The organism is Yoonia sp. BS5-3 (assembly GCF_038069655.2).
Taxonomy (GTDB): Bacteria; Pseudomonadota; Alphaproteobacteria; order Rhodobacterales; family Rhodobacteraceae; genus Yoonia; species Yoonia phaeophyticola.
In genome coordinates this window covers 430,419-456,651 of sequence record NZ_CP150951.2, presented here as the reverse complement: position 1 = coordinate 456,651, position 26,233 = coordinate 430,419, and the positions used below count along the sequence as shown (strand labels likewise).

The 26,233-nt window shown below is 56.3% G+C and carries 27 protein-coding genes, 1 tRNA gene and 1 pseudogene; 20 read left to right on the top strand and 9 right to left on the bottom strand.

From position 1 onward, the window contains the following. Positions 1-48 precede the first annotated feature (48 nt). The gene (serB, locus tag AABB29_RS02365; protein WP_341368470.1) at positions 49-924 is read left to right on the top strand and encodes a phosphoserine phosphatase SerB; all 876 of its coding nucleotides are present in this window, start codon (positions 49-51) and stop codon (positions 922-924) included. A gap of 16 nt (positions 925-940) precedes the next feature. Here the strand turns inward: serB and AABB29_RS02360 are convergent, their stop codons facing one another. Then, positions 941-1,117: a hypothetical protein gene (locus AABB29_RS02360; RefSeq protein WP_341368471.1), complete on the bottom strand. Its 177-nt coding sequence runs from the start codon at positions 1,115-1,117 to the stop codon at positions 941-943. 365 nt (positions 1,118-1,482) lie between these two features. Here AABB29_RS02360 and AABB29_RS02355 point away from each other — a divergent pair, with 365 nt between their 5' ends. Continuing rightward, positions 1,483-2,604 carry a PLP-dependent transferase gene (locus AABB29_RS02355; RefSeq protein WP_341368472.1) on the top strand — a complete coding sequence of 374 codons (1,122 nt, stop codon included), beginning with the start codon at positions 1,483-1,485 and terminating at the stop codon, positions 2,602-2,604. 135 nt (positions 2,605-2,739) lie between these two features. Further along, positions 2,740-3,690, top strand: coding sequence for a DMT family transporter (locus tag AABB29_RS02350; RefSeq protein WP_341368473.1), 951 nt, complete (start codon positions 2,740-2,742; stop codon positions 3,688-3,690). A gap of 137 nt (positions 3,691-3,827) precedes the next feature. Here AABB29_RS02350 and AABB29_RS02345 read toward each other — a convergent pair whose 3' ends face one another. Continuing rightward, a complete protein-coding gene (locus AABB29_RS02345; protein ID WP_341368474.1) occupies positions 3,828-4,202 on the bottom strand; it encodes a rhodanese-like domain-containing protein in 375 nt (124 codons plus the stop codon). A 184-nt stretch (positions 4,203-4,386) separates the two neighbouring features. Then, positions 4,387-5,073, bottom strand: coding sequence for a response regulator transcription factor (locus AABB29_RS02340; RefSeq protein WP_341368475.1), 687 nt, complete (start codon positions 5,071-5,073; stop codon positions 4,387-4,389). 156 nt (positions 5,074-5,229) lie between these two features. Between AABB29_RS02340 and ribA the strand changes: the two genes are divergently transcribed. Further along, positions 5,230-6,306 (top strand): GTP cyclohydrolase II, encoded by a 1,077-nt coding sequence (gene ribA, locus AABB29_RS02335; RefSeq protein WP_341368476.1) that lies wholly within the window; start codon positions 5,230-5,232, stop codon positions 6,304-6,306. Positions 6,307-6,370: 64 nt separating this feature from the next. Continuing rightward, a tRNA-Thr gene (locus AABB29_RS02330) sits at positions 6,371-6,446 on the top strand. Between the two features lie 251 nt (positions 6,447-6,697). Here the strand turns inward: AABB29_RS02330 and AABB29_RS02325 are convergent. Together AABB29_RS02325 and AABB29_RS02320 are read right to left on the bottom strand one after the other, a co-directional pair. Continuing rightward, a complete protein-coding gene (locus tag AABB29_RS02325) occupies positions 6,698-7,618 on the bottom strand; it encodes an autotransporter domain-containing protein (protein ID WP_373636756.1) in 921 nt (306 codons plus the stop codon). 94 nt (positions 7,619-7,712) lie between these two features. Next, on the bottom strand, positions 7,713-8,003 hold the full coding sequence (locus tag AABB29_RS02320; protein ID WP_341368478.1) for a hypothetical protein: 291 nt from the start codon (positions 8,001-8,003) through the stop codon (positions 7,713-7,715). A 338-nt stretch (positions 8,004-8,341) separates the two neighbouring features. Here AABB29_RS02320 and AABB29_RS02315 point away from each other — a divergent pair, with 338 nt between their 5' ends. The 11 genes and pseudogenes from AABB29_RS02315 (at position 8,342) to AABB29_RS02265 (ending at position 18,224) form a co-directional block, all read left to right on the top strand. After that, positions 8,342-9,379, top strand: a complete 1,038-nt coding sequence (locus AABB29_RS02315; RefSeq protein ID WP_341368479.1) for a TRAP transporter substrate-binding protein — start codon at positions 8,342-8,344, stop codon at positions 9,377-9,379. Between the two features lie 12 nt (positions 9,380-9,391). Then, positions 9,392-9,904 carry a TRAP transporter small permease gene (locus AABB29_RS02310; RefSeq protein ID WP_341368480.1) on the top strand — a complete coding sequence of 171 codons (513 nt, stop codon included), beginning with the start codon at positions 9,392-9,394 and terminating at the stop codon, positions 9,902-9,904. Next, the gene (locus tag AABB29_RS02305; protein ID WP_341368481.1) at positions 9,894-11,276 is read left to right on the top strand and encodes a TRAP transporter large permease; all 1,383 of its coding nucleotides are present in this window, start codon (positions 9,894-9,896) and stop codon (positions 11,274-11,276) included. The genes AABB29_RS02310 and AABB29_RS02305 overlap by 11 nt, the downstream gene beginning before the upstream one ends. 11 nt (positions 11,277-11,287) lie before the next feature. Then, the gene (pobA, locus tag AABB29_RS02300) at positions 11,288-12,472 is read left to right on the top strand and encodes a 4-hydroxybenzoate 3-monooxygenase (RefSeq protein WP_341368482.1); all 1,185 of its coding nucleotides are present in this window, start codon (positions 11,288-11,290) and stop codon (positions 12,470-12,472) included. Then, positions 12,450-13,217: pseudogene (gene pcaD, locus AABB29_RS02295) on the top strand (3-oxoadipate enol-lactonase); the annotation flags it as partial. The gene pobA and the pseudogene pcaD, both read left to right, overlap by 23 nt. Positions 13,218-13,226: 9 nt before the next feature. Next, positions 13,227-13,625: a 4-carboxymuconolactone decarboxylase gene (gene pcaC / locus AABB29_RS02290; RefSeq protein WP_341369014.1), complete on the top strand. Its 399-nt coding sequence runs from the start codon at positions 13,227-13,229 to the stop codon at positions 13,623-13,625. Further along, entirely contained in the window at positions 13,618-14,343 is a 726-nt protein-coding gene (gene pcaH / locus AABB29_RS02285) for a protocatechuate 3,4-dioxygenase subunit beta (RefSeq protein ID WP_341368483.1), read from the top strand. The genes pcaC and pcaH overlap by 8 nt, the downstream gene beginning before the upstream one ends. Next, the gene (gene pcaG, locus AABB29_RS02280; RefSeq protein WP_341368484.1) at positions 14,343-14,891 is read left to right on the top strand and encodes a protocatechuate 3,4-dioxygenase subunit alpha; all 549 of its coding nucleotides are present in this window, start codon (positions 14,343-14,345) and stop codon (positions 14,889-14,891) included. Before pcaH ends, pcaG begins: the two co-directional genes overlap by 1 nt. Beyond that, positions 14,884-15,726, top strand: a complete 843-nt coding sequence (locus AABB29_RS02275) for a 3-keto-5-aminohexanoate cleavage protein (RefSeq protein ID WP_341368485.1) — start codon at positions 14,884-14,886, stop codon at positions 15,724-15,726. The genes pcaG and AABB29_RS02275 overlap by 8 nt, the downstream gene beginning before the upstream one ends. Then, positions 15,723-16,772, top strand: coding sequence for a lyase family protein (locus AABB29_RS02270; RefSeq protein ID WP_373636755.1), 1,050 nt, complete (start codon positions 15,723-15,725; stop codon positions 16,770-16,772). The genes AABB29_RS02275 and AABB29_RS02270 overlap by 4 nt, the downstream gene beginning before the upstream one ends. Positions 16,773-17,294: 522 nt before the next feature. Beyond that, positions 17,295-18,224, top strand: a complete 930-nt coding sequence (locus AABB29_RS02265) for a hypothetical protein (protein WP_373636754.1) — start codon at positions 17,295-17,297, stop codon at positions 18,222-18,224. A gap of 672 nt (positions 18,225-18,896) precedes the next feature. Here AABB29_RS02265 and AABB29_RS02260 read toward each other — a convergent pair. The 4 genes from AABB29_RS02260 to tsaD are packed head-to-tail and all read right to left on the bottom strand — an operon-like array spanning position 18,897 to position 21,630. Further along, positions 18,897-19,316 (bottom strand): EVE domain-containing protein, encoded by a 420-nt coding sequence (locus AABB29_RS02260; RefSeq protein ID WP_341368489.1) that lies wholly within the window; start codon positions 19,314-19,316, stop codon positions 18,897-18,899. After that, positions 19,316-19,588 (bottom strand): YciI family protein, encoded by a 273-nt coding sequence (locus AABB29_RS02255; protein WP_341368490.1) that lies wholly within the window; start codon positions 19,586-19,588, stop codon positions 19,316-19,318. The genes AABB29_RS02260 and AABB29_RS02255 overlap by 1 nt, the downstream gene beginning before the upstream one ends. Then, positions 19,589-20,551: an NAD(P)H-dependent glycerol-3-phosphate dehydrogenase gene (locus AABB29_RS02250; protein WP_341368491.1), complete on the bottom strand. Its 963-nt coding sequence runs from the start codon at positions 20,549-20,551 to the stop codon at positions 19,589-19,591. It abuts the gene before it with no gap. Then, a complete protein-coding gene (tsaD, locus tag AABB29_RS02245; protein ID WP_341368492.1) occupies positions 20,548-21,630 on the bottom strand; it encodes a tRNA (adenosine(37)-N6)-threonylcarbamoyltransferase complex transferase subunit TsaD in 1,083 nt (360 codons plus the stop codon). Before tsaD ends, AABB29_RS02250 begins: the two co-directional genes overlap by 4 nt. A gap of 68 nt (positions 21,631-21,698) precedes the next feature. On the opposite strand from tsaD, the gene AABB29_RS02240 reads away from it, so the two are divergent. The 4 genes from AABB29_RS02240 to AABB29_RS02225 all read left to right on the top strand — a co-directional run bounded on the left by AABB29_RS02240 (position 21,699) and on the right by AABB29_RS02225 (position 26,223). After that, entirely contained in the window at positions 21,699-22,412 is a 714-nt protein-coding gene (locus AABB29_RS02240) for a uroporphyrinogen-III synthase (RefSeq protein ID WP_341368493.1), read from the top strand. Between the two features lie 89 nt (positions 22,413-22,501). Further along, positions 22,502-23,689, top strand: a complete 1,188-nt coding sequence (locus AABB29_RS02235) for a hypothetical protein (RefSeq protein ID WP_341368494.1) — start codon at positions 22,502-22,504, stop codon at positions 23,687-23,689. An 11-nt stretch (positions 23,690-23,700) separates the two neighbouring features. Continuing rightward, entirely contained in the window at positions 23,701-25,155 is a 1,455-nt protein-coding gene (locus AABB29_RS02230) for a heme biosynthesis HemY N-terminal domain-containing protein (RefSeq protein ID WP_341368495.1), read from the top strand. Positions 25,156-25,332: 177 nt separating this feature from the next. Then, positions 25,333-26,223, top strand: a complete 891-nt coding sequence (locus AABB29_RS02225; protein ID WP_341368496.1) for a siderophore ABC transporter substrate-binding protein — start codon at positions 25,333-25,335, stop codon at positions 26,221-26,223. The last annotated feature ends 10 nt before the right edge of the window (positions 26,224-26,233 follow it).

Here is a 26,233-nt window from a genome sequence, read left to right as displayed (position 1 = left end):
TGTACCGATGCATTTTACCGCATCTGGGATACCGCAAGGGAGCCAAACATGCTGACAGTCACATTACTGACAAGCCCAACCGAACGGTCTTTGGACAGCGCTCTGGTCGATAATCTGCGCAATGCCTGGGGCGGCGGGGACATAAGCTGGTTGGCTATTGATGAAGCCGCAGCGTTTGAGATCGCAAATGTCCCGGACAATCAATGGGACGTTTGGGCGGACCTGCAAAACGCATGTGTGGATTTGGTCGTCCAGCCGACGGATCAAAGGCGCAAAAAGATGCTGTTGGCCGATATGGACAGCACCATGATCCGGCAGGAATGCATTGATGAGCTTGCCGCAGAGGCGGGCGTTGGTGCGCGGGTTGCTGACATCACGGCCCGCGCTATGAATGGCGAACTGGATTTTGAGGCGGCCCTGATCGAACGGGTCGGTCTGCTGAAAGACCTGCCCGTTGAGATCATCGAACAGGTTCTGGATCAGCGGATCACCTATATGCCTGGCGGATATGAGCTGGTGAACACGATGAAGGCGCAGGGTGGTTATGCTGCGCTGGTTTCAGGTGGATTTACCGCCTTTACACAGCGGGTGGCGGCAGCGCTTGGTTTCGACGAGAACCGTGCGAACACGCTCTTGGTTGAAAACGGCAAGCTGAGCGGCGCGGTAGGGCGACCTATTTTGGGAAAAGCTGCCAAGGTGCAGGCGCTGGAAGAGATTACCGCCAAGCTTGGTATTGACGAACAGGATGTGCTTGCCGTGGGCGATGGGGCCAATGATTTGGGAATGCTTGGCCGCGCAGGGACTGGGGTTGCTTTACATGCCAAACCCACGGTGCAAGCTGAATGCGATATTCGGATTAACCATGGTGACCTGACGGCCTTGTTGTTTATCCAAGGCTATAGTCGGGACGCGTTTGTGACCTAAAGCCGGCGATCGACGTTCAGCTTCTGGTGGCCTGCTGTTCTTTGTAGAATTCGCGGGTGCGCATGAAGACCTGCAATAGTCTTGGGTCGCTAGCGCAGATTTGTCCGATTTGTTTGACAAAACTTGTGTCGCTTTGTCCATAGAACGCTTCTGCAGCGTCGTCAGCGGCATTCGCCCGATTTCTGGTCGACATTAATTCTCTCCTTCGTGTGCGGTCAGATATCTGGGAAAATCTGGACCGCAATTGGGCGAAGTATATGCATCTATACAAAAAGACAGGTCGTGACCTGTCGTCATGTCACAACGGAACGGTAGCGCCAAATTGTTAACAGAGTTTGTAAGAAACACAGCGCCCACTCCCTTTGGACTGCCTATTACTGGTTATTCGGTGCTCTTTAGGTCGGTGTCGACAGGGTGTCAGAGCTTACTTAACCCGGCGTCATACTAAAAGGTTAACGCGCCATTAACCAGTTCTTTTTGGTGTATATGCTTGTGTTGATCACAAGATGCTGTTCCGCGCTCTTGCATCTGTGCCTATCTACAATGCAGATAGGAGGCATGAAAAAGACCGTAAAACCCGCGACAATCGCTGCGCATGCAGCAGGTGCCATTGACCTTCAATCGGGCGGTGTTGTGCCTGCATTGCAACCCGCAACAACTTTTGTCAGAGATGCCGATTACGGGTTGCTTCGAACGGATAACATCTATTCGCGTGATAACTCTGACAATTTGCGACAGGCTGAAGCCGTTTTGCAACGCCTTGAAAATGCGGATGAAACGTTGCTTTTTCCGTCTGGTATGGCGGCTATCGCAGCTGTGTTTCGGACCTTGCCCAATGGCGCCAAGGTTATCCTGCAATCGGGGATTTATTGGGGAACGACGGCTTGGGTGCGGATGTTTTGCGCCCGGCGGGACATCACGCTGACAGAGGTGGATGCGGACCAATTGATCGCGTCTTGCGTGGCGATAGATATTGATCTTGTTTTCGTCGAAACGCCATCAAACCCATGGTTGAAAACAGTCGATATCGCCGCGCTTCGCGCGGTGACAAAAGCGCTATTGGTGGTGGATGCCACAGCAGCGACACCGATTCTTACCCGTGCATTGGACCATGGGGCCGATATTGCGATGCATTCGGCGACCAAGGCGATCAACGGACATTCGGATGTTTTGGCAGGTGTTTTGTCCACCGCAGACAAAGGTAGCCAGACATGGCAGGACATCCTGGCCGATCGTAAAATGGCCGGTGCGATCCTTGGCCCGTTCGAAGCCTGGCTTCTAACCCGGGCAATGCGGACGCTGCCGCTGCGTGTCAAATGCATGTCGCAAAACGCGCTGGCATTGGCGACATTCCTGTCAGAGCATCCCAAAGTCGATAAAGTACTTTACCCTGGGCTGCCGCAGCATCCCGGACATGAAGTGGCCAAACAGCAGATGATAGGCGGCTTTGGCAGCTTGCTATCGGTGTTGGTCACCGGCGCGCGCGAGGACGCGCTAAAGGTCGTTGGCAAGCTTGAGCTCTTCCTTCGGGCGACGTCGCTCGGCGGTGTGGAAAGCCTTGTCGAGCATCGCCACACGATTGAACCTGACACAGGTATCCCCGAAAACCTGATCCGTGTCTCTGTGGGGATTGAGGACATCGACGACCTGATCGGCGATTGGGACCAAGCGCTCGGGTGATGCGAGGGTTGGGCGTCGCGTCGTGAATGCTGCCAAAACCGGGAAGCGGTCGTTGGCACTGGCTGCAGCGAATTGCGGGTATGAGCCCAATGTTTCAAATGCTGCGCCGTGGGCGAATGGCAGATAGCGTACTTCTTGACCCGTCATAATCCTCTTACGAAATATATGTTAGCGCTAACGATGTATTTTCGGGAGTTTGGGCCTATGATGAAAACAAATCAGTCTTCGGGCATACTACTGCGTTTGCTGTCGGTTGCGCTAATGGCAGCGATGTCTGCCGCAGTCCACGGAGCGGCCCAAACACTTCCGGTGGGGCAAATCATGTTTTGGCGCTCGGCTTTGGCGCTTTTTCCTATTTGCTTGTATGTATGGGTACTGGGAGCATTTCCGCATGGATTGAGACCGAAACATCCACGTCTACATATCACGCGTGGTCTATTCGGCGCGCTTTCTATGGCGCTGTCATTCATTTCTTTGGCGTATCTGCCTGTCGCAAACGCACAAGCCATCGCGTATCTTGCACCGGTTCTGACGCTTCCTCTTGCGGCTCTCGTGTTGAAAGAGCGCCTGTCAGGGCGGCTTATTGTATGCGTTGCGATGGGGTTTCTCGGAGTGCTCGTTCTCCTTTGGGACGCGCTTGAAGCTCCTGAAGACGGAATGTGGATTGGCGTTGCCGCTGCGCTTGGCTATGCGGTGACGATGGCGTTCGTGCGCGTCCACATCAAGAAGATGACAAACTCCGAAAGCGCATCGGCAATTGCTTTTTTCTTTGCCATCGTATCCGCATCCGTCGGCCTTCTGACGCTCCCATTCGGGTGGGCTCCGCTGAATTGGTCGACCTTTGGATGGCTTGCGCTGGCTGGTTTCCTGGGCGGAGCGGGGCATATTGCGTCAAGCGAAGCAGTAGCGCGGGCACCTGTGAGCACACTCGCACCATTTGATTTCACTGGCTTGATTTGGGCTCTGGGCTTTGACCTGATTTTGTTCGCAACATTGCCAAACGCGTTGGGATGGTTCGGTATGACGATGATCATGACCGCAGCTTTGATTGTTGCAATTGCGCCAAAGCGGCCAGAGCAAGCATAATGTGGAATGGCGGTTTTGTCCCGCCCAGCCAGACCCTACCCTAAATAGCCTTCAACATCTGCTTCAGTCTGAAACACTTAATGGCCCTGGTCACAGCGTTAGGTACCCCACCGCGTTGTGCCAGAGCCGCTACTTGGTTACTCCTCAGTCGGTCCGCCCGCTTCTTTCCAATCGCCGATGCCGCCAACATTGGTGACGTTGCTATAGCCCATATCCATCAGGGTCTTCCCCGCGAGCGCCGCCTGTCCGCCAGCGCCGCAGACGAGATAAAGGGCCGCGTCCTTTTGCAAAACAGGGTTGTGGAATTGCATGTCGGGGTCGGCCGCAAATTCCATAAAGCCGCGCGGGATGCGGTGTGCCCCTGCGATTGTGCCAGTCTTTGCAATATCGGCGCTATCGCGTACATCAATAAAAGTGGCGCCGCCTGCAGTATGTTTGGCAATAGCCTCTTGCGCAGAGATGCGTGGAACAATGGCGTTTGCATCTTCCAGATAGGTCTTGGCGGATTTCATGGGGGCCTCCTTTTTGATTGGCAGACCAAAGGTAGGGCGGGTCAGGTGCGCCGCCAAGAAAAAAAGCCCGGACACGAAGTCCGGGCCAGTCCAACAGGGAGGTGGAGATATAACCCGATCTCCGGCGGGAACTCGCGAACCCGGTGGCCAAAACTGGGAGGAAAAAAGCCACCGGGTCAGTCTACTACGCCACTAATCGATAACCACCGGATTCGGTCACAAGAAGGCGGGCATTGGACGGATCTGGTTCTATTTTTTGGCGAAGACGGTAAATATGTGTCTCTAATGTGTGCGTGGTCACACCCGCATTATAGCCCCAAACCTCGTGAAGTAGGACGTCGCGGGCGACCACACCTTCGGTTGAACGATAAAGGAATTTCAGGATGTTTGTTTCCTTTTCCGTCAGCCGCACCTTCTTATCGTCTTCTGTGACAAGCATTTTCTGGGCTGGTTTGAAGGTATAAGGCCCAAGCTGGAAGACCGCGTCTTCGGATTGTTCATGGGTGCGCAGCTGGCTGCGGATACGCGCCAGAAGGACCGGAAACTTGAACGGTTTGCTGACATAATCATTGGCGCCCGCATCGAGACCCAAAATCGTGTCCGCGTCACTATCTTGCGCGGTAAGCATGAGAATCGGGCATTTCACACCTTGCTTGCGCAGCACGCGGCAAAGCTCGCGCCCATCGGTGTCGGGCAGGCCCACATCAAGGATCATTAAATCATAGAGGCCTTCTTTCGCCTTCACGAGCGCGCTGGCCCCGTCGTCAGCTTCGAAGACGTCAAATTCTTCGGTCATCAGCAACTGTTCACCCAGTGCTTCGCGCAAATCATCGTCATCATCGACGAGCAAAATCTTTTTGAGTTGTCCCATGACATGCTCCTTATGTTCTTTCTTAGAATTGTGCCTCTATTACGTTTAGAACAACCATCTCCTGCGCAGTTTCACACGGACGTGTGATTTATCCGGCAATTGTTTCACTTTGCCGCCGAAACGGCTATTTGATGAAACAAATGAGAGGTGAAGCCCATGGGATTTTCTCCCGATATTACAGAACGGCTGGCCCGCGCCCGGTCGGATTTGCGCATGGGCGTCCCGATTGTTTTGTCTGAAGGGCTGATCGTCCTTGCAGTCGAAACGCTTGATTCTGAAAGATTTGCGCATTTACGCACAATAAATGGTGCGCCAGTGCTGAGTATTACCGGCTGGCGGGCCAAAACTCTCAAAGCGCGCGCATATGATGGGGATGTCGCCCGGGTTCTAGTCCCGGAGAATATGGGGTTGAATTGGGTGCAATCGGTCGCTGATCCTGCCGGGGATCTGGCGCATCCGATGAAAGGCCCGCTGCAGACATTGCGTGAGGGGTCGGCAGGCCCGCACCGCGCTGCAATCGCTTTGGCCAAGGCTGCCCGTCTGTTACCGGCCGTGATCAGTGCCGATATCGGTGATCCGGTAGGTTTTGCCGCCGCGCATGATTTGACGTTGATATCGGCCGAGGCCGTTTTGAACGCAGAGCGTGGCACTTTGCGTCGTATTATCCATGCCCGGCTGCCGCTTGAGGTATCCGAAGCAGGCCGTTTGCATATTTTCCGCCCCGATGATGGTGCGGAAGAACATTATGCTGTTGAGATCGGCAGCCCAGACCGCAGCCAGCCCGTTCTGTCCCGCTTGCATTCGGCTTGTCTGACCGGCGATTTGCTCGGCTCGCTCAAATGCGATTGCGGGCCGCAGTTACGCGGCGCTCTGGCCCAGATGGGGGCCGAAGGTGTCGGTGTGCTGTTGTATCTTAATCAAGAGGGGCGGGGGATTGGGCTGGCCAATAAGATGCGGGCCTACTCATTACAGGATCAGGGGTTTGACACGGTTGAGGCCAATCACCGCCTGGGTTTTGAAGATGACGAACGGGATTTTCGGATCGGGGCCGAGATCCTCGCACGGATGGGGTTTTCTGCCGTCCGATTGCTCACAAACAACCCCGCCAAGGTCGAACGGATGGAAGCAAGCGGGATCAAAGTGGCAGAAAGGGTGCCGCTAAAAGTCGGAGAGAACCAGCACAACACTGCGTATCTGGCGACGAAAGCGGCCAAGTCAGGGCATTTGCTCTGATTTGAAAAAGGGCGAAGATAATCCTTTTCCACGGTTTTCTGCGATGTTATCAGACGTTGGGTTGGCCGCTGTAGCTCAGCTGGTAGAGCACGTCATTCGTAATGATGGGGTCGTAGGTTCGAGTCCTATCAGCGGCACCATTTTCACTAAATAAGTAGCTGTTGCTATCGTGATATTTTTGCGTCTGGGCGGTTTTTCACCCCCCTTGGGCTTATTGCTACCCCGCCTATTTTAAGACGGTGTTCACTAGCCCTGAAGGCCCGCCGCCTATCCTGGCACCCCTCCGGCAGGACAGTCACAGCGAACGCTAATAGTAACGCGCAATAAATCTCGTATTTGCACAAAAAAGGGCGGCACACTGGCCACCCTTCCGTTTTCAAGTCATCTAAAACTAGAACTCCATGTCAAAACCTAGCCTTAGTCCCCAGCTTTGATAGTCATTGGTACCGATACCATCATAATTGGCACCGGCACTTAAAACCACACCGGTCATAAGTGTATAGAGACCACCAACGTGAACACGACCGCGTTCCCCTTCAAAGCTTGGAATGACATCTTCAGCATAACCCTCGCCTGATGTCTCGGACATGACGGCCGACAGACCACCCGTCAAGATGAACTCACCAGTAGTAACTGACAATGGCATCGCAAAATCTACGCCAAGAGCTACATCTGTCATGGTGATGCTTTGGGCCGCAATTTCGCGATCAGCGGCATCTACAAAAGACAGTTGTTCATCTTGTAGCTGCGTTGCAGATAGACTTGGGGTGAAAGTAAGCTCGCTGTATTCCAGTGCACCCGCAACCTTTACACTTGCTAGGGTCCGCTCGGTGTCAAATTCAGCAACAGTCGTATCGTCCGCGCTCACCTCATTTTCGGTCTTACCCACAAGATACCGACCCTCAAAATATAACGGCTGCTCGGGTAGCTTCGCCACGAAATAAGGGCCAACAAGATAGCCAGTACCTTCCGTTGTTACATCCTCGTTGTCTTGGCTGGCGCTATCAAACTCCAACATGACACCGACCAGCGCATCGGGTGTAATTGCGTAGTGGGCACCTGCAGCACCAAAGAAGTAGCTGTTTTCTGCGTCGCCGGACTCAGCCCAGCTACCCTGCAAACGGCCCCATACTGGGTAACCTGCACCGGTCGAAACATCAAAGCTACCATCGCTTTGTGTCGCCGACAAATTGAACCCATCCTGCGCCGTACCGGACAGTAAGCCAATCAGATCAGGTTGGGCTGCGATGGTTTGGCTTGCGCGTGATTGCATGAAATCAGCGATGTTCTGCTGGATTTCTTCAACCCTCAAACCGGCAATAACCGTCAGAACATGAGGGTCAGAAGACAAGTTAAGAGGGGGGCTGACCTATTAGGGGCTTCAGGCGCGAGGACCGGCGATCGAATTATCCCTGACATAGGGTCTTGAAAAAGATGATCCGCCCTACGTAAGGTTGCGGGCAGTTACGCACGTAGTTCCCCGGCCCATGCAAATAAGCCGCGCCTGCGGTGCCGCTGACAGGCTTTGCCGCGTTCCAGATTTCGAAGGCCTTACTGAGCTTGTGAGGATCGTCTGCCCGCCGTTTAAGCTGGTTCCCTTGCCTGACGTCAAAGTCGATTTCAACGTGACAGACGGCGATCCCTGCGGGTGTCAGAATGTCTCTGAAGTCGCAACCCATCGTCTTATAGTACATCAACAGGCGGTCGCCGTTGCAGCAAATGGTTAGACCATTTTGGTCGCGCCGCCGTTGTGGCTGACTTAATCGAAAGCTGGGGCGTGCGATGGCAGGCCGTTTCACGCGAATAGTTCAATGATCTTCTCTACTATTCTAAATGTTGACTTCGCGGCGGGTCGCCCCGGGTGAGACAGCGATACGGTTTTACTGCGCTACAACAGATCAGAAATACACCCATCTCGAAATTTGCGTCAGGTCACAATTGGCAAAATGATCGGATAGTACAAAACTTGGCGCATTTTGCTCATTCTGACTATCCTTTAAATTTCTATCCTGCTTCAAAACTAAGGGAGGACGTTGTGACATATCCAAAAAGTGTACGTAGCCGCGCAGGCGCAGTTGGGACCACAATACTGTTGTCGTCATCCGCACAGGCGCAAGAATTCACATTCTCCATACAGCACTTTCTTAGCCCGCAAGCGCCCGCGCAGACGGTGCTGATTGAGCCGTGGGCAAAAGCGGTGGAAGAGGCCTCGGACGGGCGCATCGCGTTCGAAATTTTCCCGGCAATGGCATTGGGTGGCGCGCCACCCGAACTTTACAGCCAGGTTCGGGACGGCGTTGCCGACATCGTCTGGACGGTGCCCGGATACACGCCGGGGATTTTCCCAAGACTTGAGGTCTTTGAACTGCCAGGCGTTCACGGTGGCGACGCACGCGCAACCAATCTGGCCATTCAGGACATGATGGACGATCTGTCCGCCGATTTCGAAGACATCCATTTGCTGCTGGCCCATGTGCATACCGGAAACGCGCTGCATGTGGCGAATGCCGAAGTCGTCAATGCCGCTGAGTTTGAGGGTTTGAAAGTCCGCAGCCCATCGCGCACCGGTGCATGGATGCTTGAAGAGCTGGGCGCCGAACCTGTCGGGATGCCCGTTCCGGATTTACCGCAGGCTCTGGCCAGGGGGACGGTTGACGCTGGGCTTGTTCCGTTTGAGGTCGCGATTCCACTGGGGCTTGCTGATCTGACGGACGTTTCGGTCGAACTTGATGGTGGGAACCGTTTTGGTACGGCGACCTTCCTGTTCGCCATGAACAAGGACAGCTACAACTCACTTCCCGCTGATCTGCAGCAAGTCATTGATGAGCGGTCCGGCATGGCAATCGCTGCCGCAATGGGCGAGGCTTGGAACAACATCGAACCTATCGGCAAACAACGCGCGCTGGATGCGGGCAAAGCCGTGGTGCAGCTGTCCGCCGAAGTATCTGCCGAATTTGCGGCCCCTTTCGATGCGACAGTTGCGCGTTGGGTTGCAGAGGCGACCGGAAACGGCATTGATGCAGAGGCGCTTTTGGAAAAAGCGCGGGCTGCGATTGCGGCAAACAGCCAGTAAGGAGAACCGTAAATGTCCATCAAGGCTTTTCTGGCCAAAATCATAACCATTTGGGCCTTGTTGGGCGGCGCTTTGCTTTTGCTGATTGTTCTTGTGACCGCGATAAATGCGGCCGGATTCACCGGTGATGCGATTGCACGGCTTTGGGACGGAAACGTCTCGGGGCTGCCCGGTTATGAAGATGCGGTGCGCATGTTTGTCGGGGTTGCTGCGCTCGCCATGTTCCCTTACGCACAGCTACACAACGCACATGCGGCGGTTGATGTGTTCATGCAATATGCGCCGAACTGGGCCAATCGCGTTGTGATGGTTGCCTCGGGGCTTGTACTGGCGGGGATCGCGGCCTGGATGGCCTACATGCTCAGCATCGGCACGCTTGAGGTGCGTTCAGACAATATCGAGACAACCGTTTTGGGCTGGCCTGTCTGGATATTTATGCCCTCTGCTGTCGTGTCATGCCTTCTTTGGGCTGTTGCAGCCATTCTGAACATCACCTCACCCATGGAGTCCGCCGATGGAGCGTGAACTAATCGGCGTCTACGGACTTGGCGCTTTATTTGTCCTGATCGTGCTGCGTATCCCGGTTGCATTGGCCATGCTGATCACAGGCATTGTTGGGACTTGGGTGCTTAGCCTGTTCTCACCCTTCATCAAATTCGGCCCTTACATGCTGCAATTCAAAACTGCGCTTTGGAATTCGGTTGCGAATTACGATCTGTCGGTTGTGCCGTTGTTTGTGCTGATGGGCTTTTTGGCGGCCGAAACGGGCCTAAGCCGCGATCTGTTTCAAGGGCTAAGTGCCCTGACCCGCAAGTTCCGCGGCGGCGTCGCGATGGCGACGATTCTGGCCTGTGCGGGCTTTGGCGCGGTCAGCGGATCATCTATCGCAACCGCCTCAACCATGAGCCGGGTGGCATTGCCGGAACTGCGCCGGCTTCGCTATGATGAGGGCCTGTCAACAGGGGTGCTGGCCGCTGGCGGTACATTGGGCATTTTGATCCCGCCCTCTGTGGCACTGGTGATTTACGCGATCGTCGTCGAAGCGCCGATCATAGATATGTTCCAGGCCGCGATCATCCCCGGCATTCTGGCTGTCCTCTTTTTCCTTGTGGTCGTGCGTATCCGGATCGCGCGCAACCCATCGCTTGCGCCCATCCCAGAGGAAATGGAGAAGGCCGAGATACGAAAAGCCATCCGCCGCCTTTGGCCCGTTGGACTGATCTTTGGCTCAATCATTCTGGGGCTGGGCATGGGGCTGTTTACCCCGACACCTGCCGCCGGTGTCGGCGTGTTCCTGATCCTTGTTTACGGGCTTATTCTGCGATGGGTATCCGATGAGGGTTTGACATGGGCGCGGCTGAAAGCGGCCTTGCTGGCGACCGCAAAAACCGCGTCGATGATTTACTTCATCTTGTTCTCTGCGGACGTTCTCAAAGGGTTCTTTGCACGCACAGGCCTGCCCGCATGGCTCAGCGAATGGGCGGCGACATCGACGCTTGAGCCTTACATGATCTTGGTGGCCATGTTGCTGATCCTGATCGTTCTGGGCTGTTTCATGGAAAGCCTGTCCATGATCCTGGTGATCGTTCCGTTTTTCTGGCCGGTCCTGATTCAGTTGAATGGCGGTGAATGGGTCAGCGCTGATGATGCTGCTTTCGGGATGAGCACAGATGACCTGCGGATCTGGTTTGGAATACTTGCGCTCATTGTAGTCGAATTAGGCTTGATCACACCGCCGGTTGGCTTGAATGTCTTTGTGATCAAATCCTTTTCGCCAAATACCGGGCTTGGCGTGATCTTTCGCGGGGTTGCGCCTTTCTTTGGAATCGAATTGATCCGGGTCGCCGTTCTGGTACTACTGCCGGTCCTGTCCCTTTATCTTCCACATGTCTTGTAAGGAGTGATCTTTTGACCCGATCACATAAGACGCAAGTCTGCATCATTGGCTCTGGCCCCAGCGGGCTTTTGCTTGCGCAATTCCTCGCAAAGGCCGGAATTGATACCATTGTCATCGATCGCAAGGATCGCGCCTATATCGAGGGACGCATTCGGGCCGGGGTGCTTGAACAGGGGGCCGTCGCCGGGCTGGACGAGGCCGGGGTGTCAGACCGCCTGCATACCGAAGGGCTGCTGCATGACGGGTTTGATCTGGCTTTTGACGGCGACCGGCACCGGATCGATCTTAAAGGGCTGACCGGGAAATCGGTGATGGTCTATGGGCAGACCGAGGTCACAAAAGACCTGTTTGACGCGCGCACCGCAGACGGCCAGCAGTTCTTTTTCAACGTCGAAGATGTGACCTTGGACGCGTTGACCTCTGGCGCCCCCAAAGTGCGTTTTCAACACGACGGGCAGGCCCATGAGATCACTTGCGACTTTGTGGCGGGCTGCGATGGGTATCACGGGGTGTCCCGCAAGGCGATCCCGGCGGATGTGCTGAAGACATTTGAGCGGGTCTATCCCTTTGGCTGGCTGGGCATCTTGGTCGAAAAACCCCCTGTCAGCCATGAATTGATCTATGCCAACCATCAGCGCGGCTTTGCCCTTGCCTCGATGCGATCAGAAACGCGCAGCCGGTACTACATCCAATGCAACGCTAGTGATGACGTGGCCGATTGGTCCGATGATCGGTTTTGGGATGAATTTGCCACCCGGCTTGGTGAAGACACGGCCGCAAAGCTGCAGATCGGGGCCTCATTTGAAAAATCCATTGCGCCGTTGCGGTCGTTCGTGGCCGAACCGATGCAGTATGGAAACTTGTTCCTGGCCGGGGATGCGGCACATATCGTCCCGCCAACCGGCGCAAAGGGGCTGAATTTGGCGGTGGCTGATGTACGGCTCTTGTCACGGGCCTTGATTGAACACTTCACCCGAGGCAATGGCGCCTATCTTGAAACCTATTCAGAGGTCGCGCTGAAACGGGTCTGGAAAGTTGAGCGCTTCTCTTGGCAACTGTCGATGCTGATGCACCAGTTCCCGGACCATTCCCCGTTTGAGCGGCGGATGCAGCGGGCTGAGTTTGATTACATCGCCTCGTCCGAAGTAGCATCACAGGTGATTGCTGAAAACTATGTTGGCCTGCCGCTGGAGTAGCCTGATGGATGTCCTGAAAATCAACGAGGCGCATATCGCCTACTGTCATCGCCCGGGGCTTGGTCGGACGGTTGTATTTGCCAATTCTCTGGGTAGCGATCAAAGCATTTGGGACAAGGTCATCGCCGCCTTGCCCCGCGGCTATGGGGTGCTGACCTATGATCTGCGCGGGCATGGCCAAAGCGACGGGTTGGCAGAAACAATCGAAGGGTTGGCTGACGATGTCAGTCAGTTGATTGATGCGCTGGGTTTAAAGGATATCCTGTTTTGCGGTGTCTCGATCGGCGGCATGATCGGGCAGGTGCTGACCGCCAAACGCAGCGATGTGATCCGGGCCGCGGTCTTATGCAACACCGCACCAAAGATCGGCACGGCAGAGCGCTGGGCAACCCGCATATCCGCAGTAGATTCAAACGGGGTCGCCGGCATCGCCGCTGACATCGTCGGCGCGTGGTTCGGTCCCGCTTATACTGCACAGAAGGATCACTTGGCGCTGCATCAAATGATGGTCGGGCGCACCCCGGACACATCATATACAGCCGCCTGCCGCGCGATCCGGGATGCCGATTTGACCGATTTCGCGGTCTCTATCACCGTACCCACGCTTTGCATTGGCGGCAGTCACGATCAATCCGTTCCGCCAGACGCCGTGCAGGCTTTGGCGCAAACAATCCCGAATGCGACGCTGGAGATCATCGAGGGCATTGGCCACTTACCCTGCCTAGAGGCGCCAGAAACACTGGCGCGTTTGATCGTGCAAAGCGACCCGGCAGCGGATGACCAAGCGGATGCCGGGATGACCATTCGCAAATCAGTCTTGGGGGCCGAGCATGTGAACCGCGCCGTCGCGCAAACCACATCGCTCGATGCCGCGTTTCAGTCGCTGATCACATCAGGCGCATGGGGCACGGTCTGGGCCAATCCCGATATTTCAGCGCGCGAGAGGTCCATGCTGACGCTCGCGCTTCTGGCGGCCACCGGCAATTTCGAAGAAATCCCGATGCATATCCGCGCCACCCGGCGTACCGGTGCCAGCGAACGCGATATCGCGCAGTGCTTTCAGCATGTTGCGATCTATGCGGGCGTGCCGCGAGCCAATCACGCGCTGAAACTGGCAAAGCAAACGCTAAAAGAAATGGCCGCTGATGACTGAACAGGCTTTCAAACCCCGGGACCTGAGCTGGCACCCTCCCGCCCTCTATCCCGATTACCGGTCAACGCATCTGCGCGCGCCGCAGCAACAGCTGTTGCATATGCCGCAGACCAAAACCGAACTGACGGGGCCAACCTTTGGGCAGGCGGATCTCAGCCCGTTGGACGACGACCTGATCCTGAATTACGCCGCCAGCGGGCAGATGGCGCAAGGGCCGCGCATCATTGTGCATGGCAAGCTGCTGGATGAAGACGGCCGGCCTGTCCCCGGCAAGCTGATTGAGGTGTGGCAGGCCAACGCTGGCGGTCGCTACCGGCATGTGAATGACGGCTACCTCGCCCCGCTTGATGACAACTTTGGCGGCTGCGGGCGCTGTCTTTCGGGGGACGATGGCAGCTACAGTTTCCGCACAATCCTGCCCGGGCCTTACCCATGGCCCAATGGGGGAAACAATTGGCGGCCCGCACATATCCATTTCTCTGTTTTTGGGGATGGGTTTGCCCAGCGCCTGATCACGCAGATGTATTTCGAAGGCGATCCCCATATCCCGCTATGCCCCATTGTACAGGCGATCCCGGATGATCATGCCATTGATCGGCTTGTCGCCCGGCTGGATATGGAACGGACGATACCAATGGATATTCGTGCCTACCGCTTTGATATTGTCTTGCGCGGACGGAACGCCACCATATTCGAAAACCAGATGGAGGGCACCTGATGCGCCTCAAGGAAAGCCCATCCCAGACGGCAGGACCCTATGTGCATATCGGTTGCGCCCCTCAAACCGCCGGTCTTGAAAGACGCGGCATGGGTCCGCAACTGGGGCGCGACATGGTTCGCAGTGACACCGCAGAGAAGATCGATTTGATGCTTACTGTGCGCGACGGGGCGGACGATCTGGTGAAAGACGCGCTGATTGAAATCTGGCAAGCCAATGCGGATGGCGGCTATGCGGCGGATGAGCGGTTTTCCAACTGGGGGCGTCAGGCGACCGATCTTTCAACAGGGTTGGCCCGCTTTGAAACCATCAAACCCCCGGCATCGGCGAACCAGGCACCGCATATCCTTGTCTGGATCGTGGCGCGCGGGATCAATTTGGGGCTGACAACGCGGATCTACTTTCCAGATGAAAACAATGGGTCAGACCCGGTGCTGGCTTTGGCCGGAACACGCGCCGGAACGCTGATTGCGGAAAAAGCACCATCGGGCTACGCCCATACCATTCACCTTCAAGGCCCTCAGGAAACGGTGTTCTTTGATGTCTGATATCGCTGGGAAACCCTGCATTCTTTGTTGTGCAATCACCGGATCACTGCCACGCAAAGCCGATAATCCGGCGGTGCCGATCTCGATCTCAGAGCAGATTGAAAGCAGCCATGCGGCGGTCGAGGCAGGTGCGTCGATCATCCACGCCCATGTGCGCAATGATGATGAGACCCCAACAAGCGACCCCGAAAAATTCGCAGCGCTGCAAGAGGGGTTATTGAAACATTGCCCCGGCGTCATCATCCAGTTTTCAACCGGCGGACGCTCTGGCGCCGGGCGCGAGCGGGGCGGAATGTTGCCTTTGGCCCCTGATATGGCGTCAATCTCGGTTGGCTCCACGAATTTCCCCACGCGCGTCTATGAAAACGCGCCCGATCTGATCGACTGGCTCGCCGCCAAGATGCAGAAGTATGAGATCACGCCAGAGGTCGAAGCCTTTGATCTGAGCCATATCCTGCAAGCGATTGACCTCAGCAAACGCGGCGTCCTTTACGGCAAGCTTTATGTGCAATTCGTCATGGGCGTAAGGAATGCGATGCCCGTCGATAAAGAGGTCTTTGATTTCTACGTGGAAACCATGCGACGCCGCGCGCCCAAGGCAGAATGGTGCGCAGCCGGGATCGGGGCCGGTCAGTTGGTTGTGAACGAATGGGCCATTGCGGCAGGTGGGCATACAAGGGCGGGTCTCGAAGACAATGTCCGCCTTGATAAAGCGACCTTGGCCCCCTCAAACGCCGCTTTGATCAAACGAGCAGCAGAGCTTTGCGCAAAATACGAACGGCCCGTTGCAGCACCAGCCCAGGCGCGGGACATATTGGGTTTGCGCGCCGCATGATCAGCCTCAGCGAACATCCGTGGATGGGCGGCCTTTTCGGGGATGCCGAATGCACAACGCTTTTTTCGGCAGATGCAGAACTGAAGCGCTTTCTTCAGATTGAGGCCGCATGGACCCGCGCGCTGGGCACAGTCGAAGGGGTCGAAGATGCCGAAGCTGTGGCCAAAGGCATTGAAGAGGCCGTGATCGAAACGCAGGTTTTGCGGGGCGGAACAGAACGCGACGGGCTGCCCATCCCCGCGCTTGTAAAGGCTTTGAAGGGGCAACTTGGCAATGACGCCCTCATCCATCGCGGGCTGACATCGCAGGATGTGATGGATACCAGCCTGATGATGGTTCTGGGACAGGTGGCAGAACTGTTGATCGGGCGGCTTAAGGCGCTGGATCAACAATTGGCCGCGCTGCAAGACCGCTTTGGCGCGGCGCGGCTGATGGCCTATACGCGCATGCAGCCTGCCCTTGAAACCACCGCGCAAGAGCTGATCGGGCGGTGGCGGCAACCCTTGCCCCGGCTGCTAAGCGATCTTGCGCACTGCCAAACGGACCTGCGCCAAATCCAATGGGGCGGACCGATTGGGGTACGCGATCATACAAACGCCGATAAGCTGGGGGTGTGCTTTGCACACAATCTGAACATGCACGATCCGGGTCAAGCCTGGCACACGGATCGCACCATTGTGCTCAGCGTTGGGGGCATCCTGTCGCGCATCACTATCGCCATGGGTAAGATCGGGAAAGACATCGCACTGATGGCCGCATTGGGTCCTGAACAGATCACGTTAGTCGGCGGCGGCTCATCCGCGATGACGCATAAGAACAACCCGATCAAGGCTGAGGCGCTGATCTCTCTAGCTGATTTGGCCAGCAGCTTGCAGTCAGGGCTGACGAGGTCGGCACGCCACGAAGGGTTTCGCTCCGGGCAAGCATGGGCGCTTGAATGGCTCATCCTACCTGAGTTTTGCGTGACCAGTGCCACCAGCCTGTTATTGGCAGGAAAGTTGATCAATGATTTGGAAACATTTGGTGCGGTTCCCCGACATTTTTAGGCGCTGTGCTTGATAATAGTGAAAGCAAAGTACAACGCGGATGTAGGAGGAAATTCGCTCCTTGCATGAGATCAATGGACGCACACCCTCATATTTTTCATCAAAATCAAAATAAAATTTACGAAAGGATCTTTCAGGCTCAGAAGCCAAAGAACATAATGAGCAAAATTTAATCAGATTTACAACAACTGCTCATCCCAAAGCAGCATCAATCTGCATTTTGTCCTTAGCCTAGCCTGTACCTTCCGCCAAAGTTGCCAACTAAAGCTCAGAATTCGACAAATTGAGCCCCCTTCTGGCCAATTCAGTCAGCTAAATCGGGGAGCGGAAGAACAAAACTCTAGTTTTTCCGGTCACTTGAAAATTTGCGACAGAACCGCCAGAAATGTAGATTGGGTCTTTAGTGCAACAATGTTGACTGGCTATGAATTATTTAGGGCCGTGCGAGTTAATCGCCATTGACGTCAATTCGATATTGTGGCGTCTCCCCTTTATTACATCAATTTTCCTAGGATAACGATTATGTCTTACAGACTAGTAACCTTGTCACTGGCCGCTACAATTGTACTGCCGCAATTTGCAAGTGCGGATGAGCTGACGCTGCGCGGCGGAATCGCATCAGGTTTCGAGCAAGAGTATGTGTATGCACTCGACGAAGCTGACGGAACTACCCCGATCAGCACCGATTACGGCCTGGGCGGAATGGCGTCAGCGACCTACCGTATGGACGATGTCTATAACAACTTTGGGCTGGATCTAAGCCTTCAGTTCGGTGTTCTTTCCGGTAATGACGATAGCGGCGATCCATTGGATAACTCCTGCTATATTACGACCTACCTTGGACTTCTCGACGATTGCCAAGACCGCGCGGATACGGAAAACATGACGGCATATGCTGATGTTTCTGCTCTTGGTCGGTATGCACTTGGTTCTGGCCAGACAGAACTGCTCGCAGGACTTTCATACCTTGCTCTTAAAAACGAAGTTGATGCAGAATATCTATATCCAGGGGGGTTTGAAAACTTTGTCTCACGCGACACCGAATTTTCAGGCCTTGGTTTGAAAATTGGGGCGCGCCATCAGATCCCGCTGCAAAACGGAATGACTGTTCAGATCGAAGGCTTTGTCGCACAGTATCGTGGTGACCGCACAATGGATATTAACGATCTCGAGACATCTAGCGGTTCGTTCAATGATGAACAGGACGCGTCATACGAAGACACTATTGATGTAACGACATTCGAATTGACACCATCGGTCATGATGAATGCCGCATGGGCCGGCGACGGAGCCACTATGGAATTTGGCCTCAGCTACAAGCTGTTGTCTGGCATTATCGACACGCGCAATGTCGTAGAGCACGGCAATATTTTGGCATTTGATGAAGGCGATGAGTTTGCCGATGTCTCGTCCACGTCAATCTTTGCCGGACTAACTATTCCGCTTCAATAAACACGAAGTCTGAACTAAAAAGGGCGGTCGCCAGTGCGACCGCCCAGGAATTCATCGCAAATTTGATCGGGCTTAAGGTGAAGTATTTTGCGGACACAGTTATGCAGCCGGTGCCGCAAACTGCTTGAGTGCTGAGGGTCGGGATTCATAACCAGTAAATGGCAATGGTGTTGTCGCTTTAACACCGACAACCGGTTCGCCTCTGTCGAGCTTACCTTTCACGAACCGTTTGAAGCTGGGTGGTCAGACCCACCGGCCGCCAGCGTGGGCTTCAATGGTGAAGCCGTGGACTCAGAAGTATTGCGGGAATTCGCCCCTGACTACCGCCTAGTACTGTTTTGCAGCAGTATGTAATGACACGGGCTTTGTCGTGTCAGAGGCTGATTGGAGGGCAGATGTAACGCTTACTATTGGCCGACCACTCCGTCGTTCATACCGCGAACACGAAGGCGGGGAACCGCGACGCGTCCACCTGATCTTCTCGGGTTTCAATAGCCAAAAGAAGTTCATAGTGGTTGCATGTTCTGAAGGTTCATGCTGCGTCCCAATCACGGTTGATGAACTGAGTACCCAAATTAGCATGGCATGACTGGCACAGCTCAGGCTGCGACATCAAGAGCGCACCGGTGTGTCGCGTCGTGTAACACGGTTACGGGCCAGACGCCTGTCTTTTTAGGGGGCCGTGTCGCCCATCGCGCAGACGATGGTCCATTCTTCGTCCGTGACAGGTTGGACGGAAAGCCGCATGCTTTTGACCAATGACATCTCGGCCAAGCGCGGTTCGGCTTTGATTTGCGCCAGGCTGACCGGTTTGATCATCGGACGCAGGGCTTTGATATCAACGCAGTCCCAGCGGGGGTCATCTGTGGTGCTATCGGGATGCGCCTCGGCGCAGATTTCGACAATGCCCACGATCTCAAGCCCTTGACGAGAATGATAAAAAAAGCCCTGATCGCCCAACTTCATCGCGCGCATGTTATTGCGCGCCTGATAGTTGCGCACGCCGTCCCATTCTTCGCCGGCTGCGCCTTTGGCGACCTGTTTGTCCCAGCCCCAAACATCGGGTTCGGATTTGAAAAGCCAATAGGCCATCAGCCAACCACCTTTTTCCAAGCACGTAATGTGACCTCACTGAACAGCCCCGCCTTGGCGTATGGATCGTTATCGGCCCAGGCCTGGGCGGCGGCCATGCCTTCGACTTCCAGCACGATCAGCGAGCCGCACATCTGCCCGTCCGCATCCAGAAAGGGCCCCGCCATTTCGACCACGCCTGTGTCGGCGATGTAGGCCAGATGGGCATCGCGGTTGTCCAGGCGTGTTTGCAGGGCGCCGGGTTTGTCTTTGGTCATCAGGGCAACACGCATTTATTCTTCCTTCAATGGGCGTGACAAAAGCGCGTTCAGCGCGGTTGGCACGTCGGTTTGGCCGTCTGTAAGATCTGCAACAACCCTGCAGATCGGCATATCAAGGTCAAGCTTTTGGGCCAATTGGCGCACTGCCCGCGCGGTTGCCGCCCCTTCAACGGTTGTGCCGCTGTCGAACGGCTCTGCCCGGCCCAGGGCCAGCCCATAGCGGTAATTGCGCGATTGTTCGGACGTGCAGGTCAGTACCAGATCGCCAAAACCCGACAGCCCGGCAAGCGTTTCCGGCTGCGCCCCGAATGTGGCCGCAAGGCGCTGCATCTCTGGAAATCCCCGGGTGATCAGCGCCGCCCGCGCGCTTTCGCCAAACTGCGCCCCGATCGTCACACCCGAGGCAATGGCCATCACGTTTTTCAACGCACCGCCCAGCTCAGCCCCGATCGTATCTGTTGTTCGGTACAGCCGCATCGCTGTGGTTGAGAGCGCCGTTTGCAGGATCTCGCCTGCGGCCTCATCAGGGCATGCAATGGTCAGTGCGGTGGGCAGCCCGCGTGCAATGTTTGCGGCAAAGCTAGGGCCGGTGAGCATCGCGGGGATCGCGCTGGGCACCAGATCACGGATCGTGCTGGCCGGGCCGGTCATCCGCTCTAGGTCAATGCCTTTGCAGCAGGCCACAAGATATTTGCCACCCAACGCGGCCGTATGGGTTTGCAGGAAGTCCCGCAAGGTCTGAGCCGGAACGGCCAGCAGAATAATCTGGCAGGCAAAAAGCGGTCCGGTGTCCGATGAAACCTGCAGGTTTGGGGGCAGCTTTACGCCCGGAAGTCGGCTGTTTTCGCCAGTGCTTTCCATTGCTTTGACCGCATCAGCGCTGCGTGCCCAAAGCTGAATATCATTGCCGTCCAGCGCAAGTGCAACACCCAAGGCTGTGCCAAACGCACCGCCACCCGCAATCCCGATTTTCATGCCTTCGCCCCCTTTTTGCCGGACCCTAACATCGGTGTCGATCTTTGATCGAGCGGCCAGCGTGGTCGCGCGGATAGGGTCAGATCGTCGGTTTCTCCGTGCTGCAGGCGTTCAAGCCCGGCATAGGCAATCATCGCGGCATTGTCGGTGCACAGCGCCAATGGCGGCGCCACCCAACGGGTGTCTGTCTCAGAACAAAGCTGCATCAGCGCTGCGCGAATGGCGGTATTTGCGGCAACGCCGCCAGCAATTGCGAAAGTTGGCACAGCCGGATTAAGCCCCAGATAGATATCCAGCGCCCGCCTGGTTTTTTCCGTCAGAACATCGCAAGCTGCGGCCTGGAAACCGGCGCATAGATCGGCCTGGTCCTGCACCGTCAGCCCCTCTTTCTCGGCGATAATCGCATCCCTTGCCCGCAAGATCGCCGTCTTCAACCCCGAGAAGGACATATCGCATCCCGGCTGGTTCAAGAGCGGACGAGGTAGGTTAAACCGTTTGGGATCACCCCGCTTGGCGGCATTTTCAACCGATGGCCCGCCCGGTTGGGGTAGACCCAGAATACGGGCCGTTTTGTCAAAAGCTTCGCCCGGCGCGTCATCAATCGTACCGCCAATCCGCTGGTAGCTGTCGTAATCCGAGACGATCAAGAATTGGCAATGCCCGCCCGAAACAAGCAGCATCAGATAGGGATAGGTAACCTGATCGGTCAGCCGGGGTGTCAACGCATGTCCGGCCAGATGGTTGACGCCAATCAATGGCAGACCGGTTGCTGCCGCCAGACCTTTGGCGCACATCACCCCCGACAGGACCCCGCCAATCAGACCGGGCCCGGCTGTCACGGCGATCCCATCGATATCCTGCAGCGTAACGCCCGCCTTGCCCATCGCCTCTTCGATGCAATGATCAAGCTTTTCGGCATGGGCCCTGGCTGCGATCTCGGGGACGACACCCCCAAAATCAGCGTGAAGCGCGGTTTGTCCATAAACCACAGAGGCCAGAATATCGCTGCCGCGCAGAACGGCGGCTGCCGTGTCATCACAACTGCTTTCGATCCCAAGAACTGTCAGGGCTTTTGTCATGTGCCGTCCGGTTGCGTGTTCGTCCATCGCAGGTAACATTGCGGGCAGGTGCAAACAATGGGGCGTTGATGAACCCGGTTTTAATCGTGACACGGCCCGCGCTACAGGCAGGGGCTTTTGCAAGGGCCGTTGCATCCCGATGGAGCGCCCCTCTGCGTATCATCCAATCGCCTTTGATTGCGATTGAGCCCCGTTTGGTCAGGGCTGATCTGACGGGCGTGACCGATCTGATCTTTACTTCGGTGCATGGGGTGGCCGCCGCACAGCGCCTTGGTTTGCTGGCGGGGTTGACTGCGTGGTGCGTAGGGCAAAAAACGGCTGCTGCCGCGCGCGCGGCCGGTTTCTTGCCCATCACCGGGCCGGGTGATGCGGATGGCTTGGTGACGATGATCCTTGCGGCTGCGCCAAATGGCATATGTGCCCATATCCGGGGGGAACACGCGCGGGGCGATATTTGCGCCCGCCTGACAGATGCGGGTCTGCGTTGCATTGATATTCCCGCCTATGACCAGACCGCCCTTATATTGAGCAATGAGGCTAAAAATGCCGTGAAGGGCAAAGAACCTGTGCTTTTCCCCCTGTTTTCTCCGCGATCCGCCACCATATTGTCTGATCAAGGGCCTTTCGCTGCGCAAACACATGTTATCGCGATGAGCGAAGCGGTCATTGATGCGGTCGGGTTTTCAGCATCACGTCTGCATTTGGCGGCGCGACCGGATGAGGCGGCAATGATTGCGGCAAGCCTGCAGGTGCTGCAGGGGCTGACAGAACGTCGCGTTTAGGGGGCGGGTCGCTTGAGGGTTCCCCGCCGCCGCGATAGCATAACCTGACACCAGCAATTTGCCGGTGCGGGCGTTAAAAGGGTGAAACAGTGGCAAAACAGCCAGCCAAGGGGCGCAAACCCCCAGCAAAACCAGAAAAAACCACGCAAAGCGGCAAAGCGACAGGCGAATCGGCGAAGCCAGAAAAGCTAATGCTTGATGCAATTCCGGCCGAGCATCTGACAAAACCGGCTGACGACACCCCAAAAACTGAAAAACCCGCCGCTGAGCCAGCCAAACCCGCTGCGGCGCAACCGGTAGAACCTGCTGTGGCACCCGTTGCAACACCGCCACCAGCCGCGCCTGCAAAACGGCAATCGATCTTTTTGCCGCTTTTGTTTGGCGGTGTTTTGGCCGGTGGCATTGGGTTTGCCGTGGCTAATCTGACGCGTCCCGCAGGTGATGATACGCTTGAACTTGAACTCGCAAGTCAGGCTCGCAGTATTGCCGCGCTTGAGGCGCAGGTCGACGGGTTAAGCGGTTTGCAGACGGCACAAACGGAACAGGCCGCCGCGTTGACAGATCTGACCGCTCAAATGGGTGATCTTGATGCGCGTCTGACGGCTCTGGAAAACCTGCCGCGCGGGGAAGGCGTCGGATCGGTTCCGGCAATTGCTGCCTATGAGGCTGAGCTTGATGCGCTGCGCGCACAAATCACCGATATGACCGGTGTTGCCCAGACCGAACTGGCCGCCGCCCGTGCCGAGGCCGCGGCAATCGAGGAAAATGCCGAAGCTGCTGCGCGGGCAGCGGCGGGCCGTGCCGCCTTGGCGCGTCTGCGCACGGGTATGGAAAACGGGGCGCCATTGGGGGCCGCTTTGGCCGATCTTGAAGATGCGCTGGGCGCGCCCGCACCAGATGCGCTGCTGGCTGCACAAGATGGCGTGCCGACTTTGGCCAGCTTGCAAGATGGATTTCCCGATGCAGCGCGCGCTGCATTGGCGACGGCGCGACGCGAAGGCGTATCGGGTGAGGATACGGGCGGTTTTGGCGGATTTTTGAGAAATCAATTTGATGTCCGTTCGGTCACGCCGCAAGAGGGCACCAGCGTTGATGCCATCCTGTCACGGGCGGAATTTGCGGTGCGCGAAGGGCGGCTTTCTGACGGGCTGGCCGAAATCGGGGCCTTGCCGGAAGTGGCGCGCGCCGAACTGTCCGAATGGCTTGCCCAGGCAGAGCTTCGTGCCGATGCCATTGCCGCTGTTGATATATTGTCCACCTCTTTAAGTGATAACTGAAGGCGAAACATATGCTCTGGTCTTTGATTAAAATCCTGGCTTTCGTCGCAGCCGTCACCGTGCTGACCTATGGTGGCACGCTGCTGATGCAGGTTGAAGGCGGTGCAACCGTCAATGTGATGGGCAGTGAATTCACACTTAGCCCGCTGGAAATGGCTTTTGGCTTTGTCGCGCTCTGCGTTGCGGTTTGGCTGGGACTGAAATTACTGGCATTTGGTGTCGCGTTTTTTAAATTCCTCAACGGTGATGAAACAGCCATTTCGCGCTATCTGGACCGCAACCGCGAACGCAAAGGGTATGAAGCCTTGTCCGAAGGTATGATGGCCCTTGCATCTGGCGAAGGACATCTGGCGATGACCAAAGCTGCGCGGGCGGATAAATATCTCAAACAGCCTCAACTGACCAATTTGCTGACCGCCCAGGCGGCCGAGATGACAGGCGACCGGCGCAAGGCTGAAGACACTTATAAAAAGCTGCTCTCGGATGACAAAACCCGCTTTGTTGGCGTGCGCGGGATCATGAAGCAAAAACTCTCCGAAGGGGATACGACAACGGCGCTTGCACTGGCCCAAAAGGCTTTTGCGCTCAAGCCTGCGCATGAAGAAACCCAGGACGTACTGCTGAAATTGCAGGCCGAGAAATCGGATTGGGCTGGCGCGCGCGATACGCTGGCGGCCAAATTGAAATCGGGCGGTCTGCCGCGCGATGTGCATAAACGCCGGGATGCCGTGCTTGCCCTGTCCGAGGCGCGGGATATTTTGGACAGTGGCAAAACGATTGAGGCCCGGGAAACCGCAATCGAAGCCAACAGATTATCACCGGATCTGATCCCTGCCGCCGTGATGGCCGCACGCGGCTATATTGCGGACGGGAATCCACGCTATGCGACCCGGGTTCTTGCCAAAACATGGGGCGCACAGCCGCATCCTGACCTGGCCGCTGCTTTTGCCGATATTGCGCCGGATGAAACTCCGCAAGAACGGCTGAAACGGTTCCGGACATTGACCAAGACCACCGCGGATCATCCCGAAACCCAGATGCTCTTGGCCGAATTGCATATCGCAGCCGAGGATTTTCCAGAGGCCAAGCGCGCCCTTGGTGATCAAGTTGAAACCGCCCCAACGGCCCGTAATCTGACGCTGATGGCTGCAATTGAACGTGGGGAAGGGGCAGAGGATTCCGTTGTGCGGGGCTGGCTGACCCGCGCCCTGACAGCGCCGCGCGGTCCCCAGTGGATCTGCAATAATTGCCAGCATATTCACACGGCCTGGGCCGCGACCTGTAGCAATTGCGGGTCTTTTGATACGTTGTCATGGAAAACCCCGCCCGCAAGTGACGTCGCTATGCCAGCCGGCACCGAAATGCTGCCGCTTATTGTCGGCCAGCAGCCCGAAACGGCCCTGACCGTCACAACAGACGTGGAAGAGGCCCTGGTGCTGACCCCTGAAGACGAAGTCGCCAAATAGCGTCTTCGTTTTGAAGGTATCGTGCCAGGTGGAACACGTCTTTGTCGGCGCGTGCGTAAAACCTGACAAAATTTGTCGGTCAGGCTGGACTCGTCCGTGCCCGCCCATTAGTCAAGGTCCCAATCTGCGAAGCCAACCCTGACGGTCAGCCACGCCATCACTTAAGGGGAACTGATTATGCTTCGTCATGCGCTATTCGCATTTGCCTTGGCTGGGACGCCAGCACTGGCCGACACTGTCACCATCGACACTTATACCGGCTCAGCATCGGTCGAAACCAATCCTGCCCGCATTGCGGTCTTTGATATCGCCGCGCTTGATACGCTGGATGCGCTTGGCGTCGATGTGGCCGGCGTCGTTGCGCCGCAATATGTCGATTACGTCGCCGGTGCTGCGGAAGGGGCCGAAAGCGTCGGTTCGCTGTTTGAACCCGATTATGAGGCAATTGCCGCAGGCGGATATGATCTGCTGGTTGCCGGTGGCCGCTCTTCGCGGGTAGCGCCTGATCTGGCCAAGATTGCGCCCACGATTGACATGACGATCTGGGAAGACACGGTCGGTCAGGGTCTTGACCGGCTCGAAGCCTATGGTGCGATTTTTGGCAAACAAGAAGAAGCCGATGCCCTGCGCGCTGATTTTGACGCCGCTTTGGCGGCAGCCAAGGGCGCCGTTGCGGACCAGGGGAAGGCGTTGATTGTGATGACCAATGGCCCAACAGTGTCCGCTTATGGGGCCGAGGGCCGGTTTGGCTGGCTTCATTCAGCGCTTGATCTGCCCGAGGCCATTGCAGACGTCGAAACAACCACCCATGGCGAGGCTGTCAGCTTTGAGTTCATCCGCGACGCCAACCCTGACATCCTGATTGTGATCGACCGGGCCGCTGCGATCGGCCAAGATGGCGAAGCAGCTGCCACCACATTGGATAATGCCTTGGTGCAGGAAACAAATGCCTGGAAAGCGGGCAATGTGATCTATCTGGACAGCGCGTCGATCTACATCGCGGGCGGCGGTATCCAATCGATGATCAGCACGCTTGGCCAATTTACCCAAGCCTTTTCGGACAGCTGATTGTCACGGC

Bases quoted from the DNA above. Each gene is read 5' to 3' on its own strand.
- AABB29_RS02250 (WP_341368491.1), bottom strand. From the start codon at position 20,551: ATGAAAATCGGGATTGCGGGTGGCGGTGCGTTTGGCACAGCCTTGGGT.
- AABB29_RS02225 (WP_341368496.1), top strand. From the start codon at position 25,333: ATGCTTCGTCATGCGCTATTCGCATTTGCCTTGGCTGGGACGCCAGCA.
- AABB29_RS02255 (WP_341368490.1), bottom strand. From the start codon at position 19,588: ATGCGTGTTGCCCTGATGACCAAAGACAAACCCGGCGCCCTGCAAACA.
- AABB29_RS02270 (WP_373636755.1), top strand. From the start codon at position 15,723: ATGATCAGCCTCAGCGAACATCCGTGGATGGGCGGCCTTTTCGGGGAT.
- AABB29_RS02340 (WP_341368475.1), bottom strand. From the start codon at position 5,073: ATGGGACAACTCAAAAAGATTTTGCTCGTCGATGATGACGATGATTTG.
- pcaG (WP_341368484.1), top strand. From the start codon at position 14,343: ATGCGCCTCAAGGAAAGCCCATCCCAGACGGCAGGACCCTATGTGCAT.
- pcaH (WP_341368483.1), top strand. From the start codon at position 13,618: ATGACTGAACAGGCTTTCAAACCCCGGGACCTGAGCTGGCACCCTCCC.
- serB (WP_341368470.1), top strand. From the start codon at position 49: ATGCTGACAGTCACATTACTGACAAGCCCAACCGAACGGTCTTTGGAC.
- AABB29_RS02305 (WP_341368481.1), top strand. From the start codon at position 9,894: ATGGAGCGTGAACTAATCGGCGTCTACGGACTTGGCGCTTTATTTGTC.
- AABB29_RS02260 (WP_341368489.1), bottom strand. From the start codon at position 19,316: ATGGCCTATTGGCTTTTCAAATCCGAACCCGATGTTTGGGGCTGGGAC.
- AABB29_RS02355 (WP_341368472.1), top strand. From the start codon at position 1,483: ATGAAAAAGACCGTAAAACCCGCGACAATCGCTGCGCATGCAGCAGGT.
- tsaD (WP_341368492.1), bottom strand. From the start codon at position 21,630: ATGACAAAAGCCCTGACAGTTCTTGGGATCGAAAGCAGTTGTGATGAC.
- AABB29_RS02265 (WP_373636754.1), top strand. From the start codon at position 17,295: ATGTCTTACAGACTAGTAACCTTGTCACTGGCCGCTACAATTGTACTG.
- AABB29_RS02275 (WP_341368485.1), top strand. From the start codon at position 14,884: ATGTCTGATATCGCTGGGAAACCCTGCATTCTTTGTTGTGCAATCACC.
- AABB29_RS02230 (WP_341368495.1), top strand. From the start codon at position 23,701: ATGCTCTGGTCTTTGATTAAAATCCTGGCTTTCGTCGCAGCCGTCACC.
- AABB29_RS02240 (WP_341368493.1), top strand. From the start codon at position 21,699: ATGAACCCGGTTTTAATCGTGACACGGCCCGCGCTACAGGCAGGGGCT.
- AABB29_RS02345 (WP_341368474.1), bottom strand. From the start codon at position 4,202: ATGAAATCCGCCAAGACCTATCTGGAAGATGCAAACGCCATTGTTCCA.
- AABB29_RS02310 (WP_341368480.1), top strand. From the start codon at position 9,392: ATGTCCATCAAGGCTTTTCTGGCCAAAATCATAACCATTTGGGCCTTG.
- ribA (WP_341368476.1), top strand. From the start codon at position 5,230: ATGGGATTTTCTCCCGATATTACAGAACGGCTGGCCCGCGCCCGGTCG.
- AABB29_RS02360 (WP_341368471.1), bottom strand. From the start codon at position 1,117: ATGTCGACCAGAAATCGGGCGAATGCCGCTGACGACGCTGCAGAAGCG.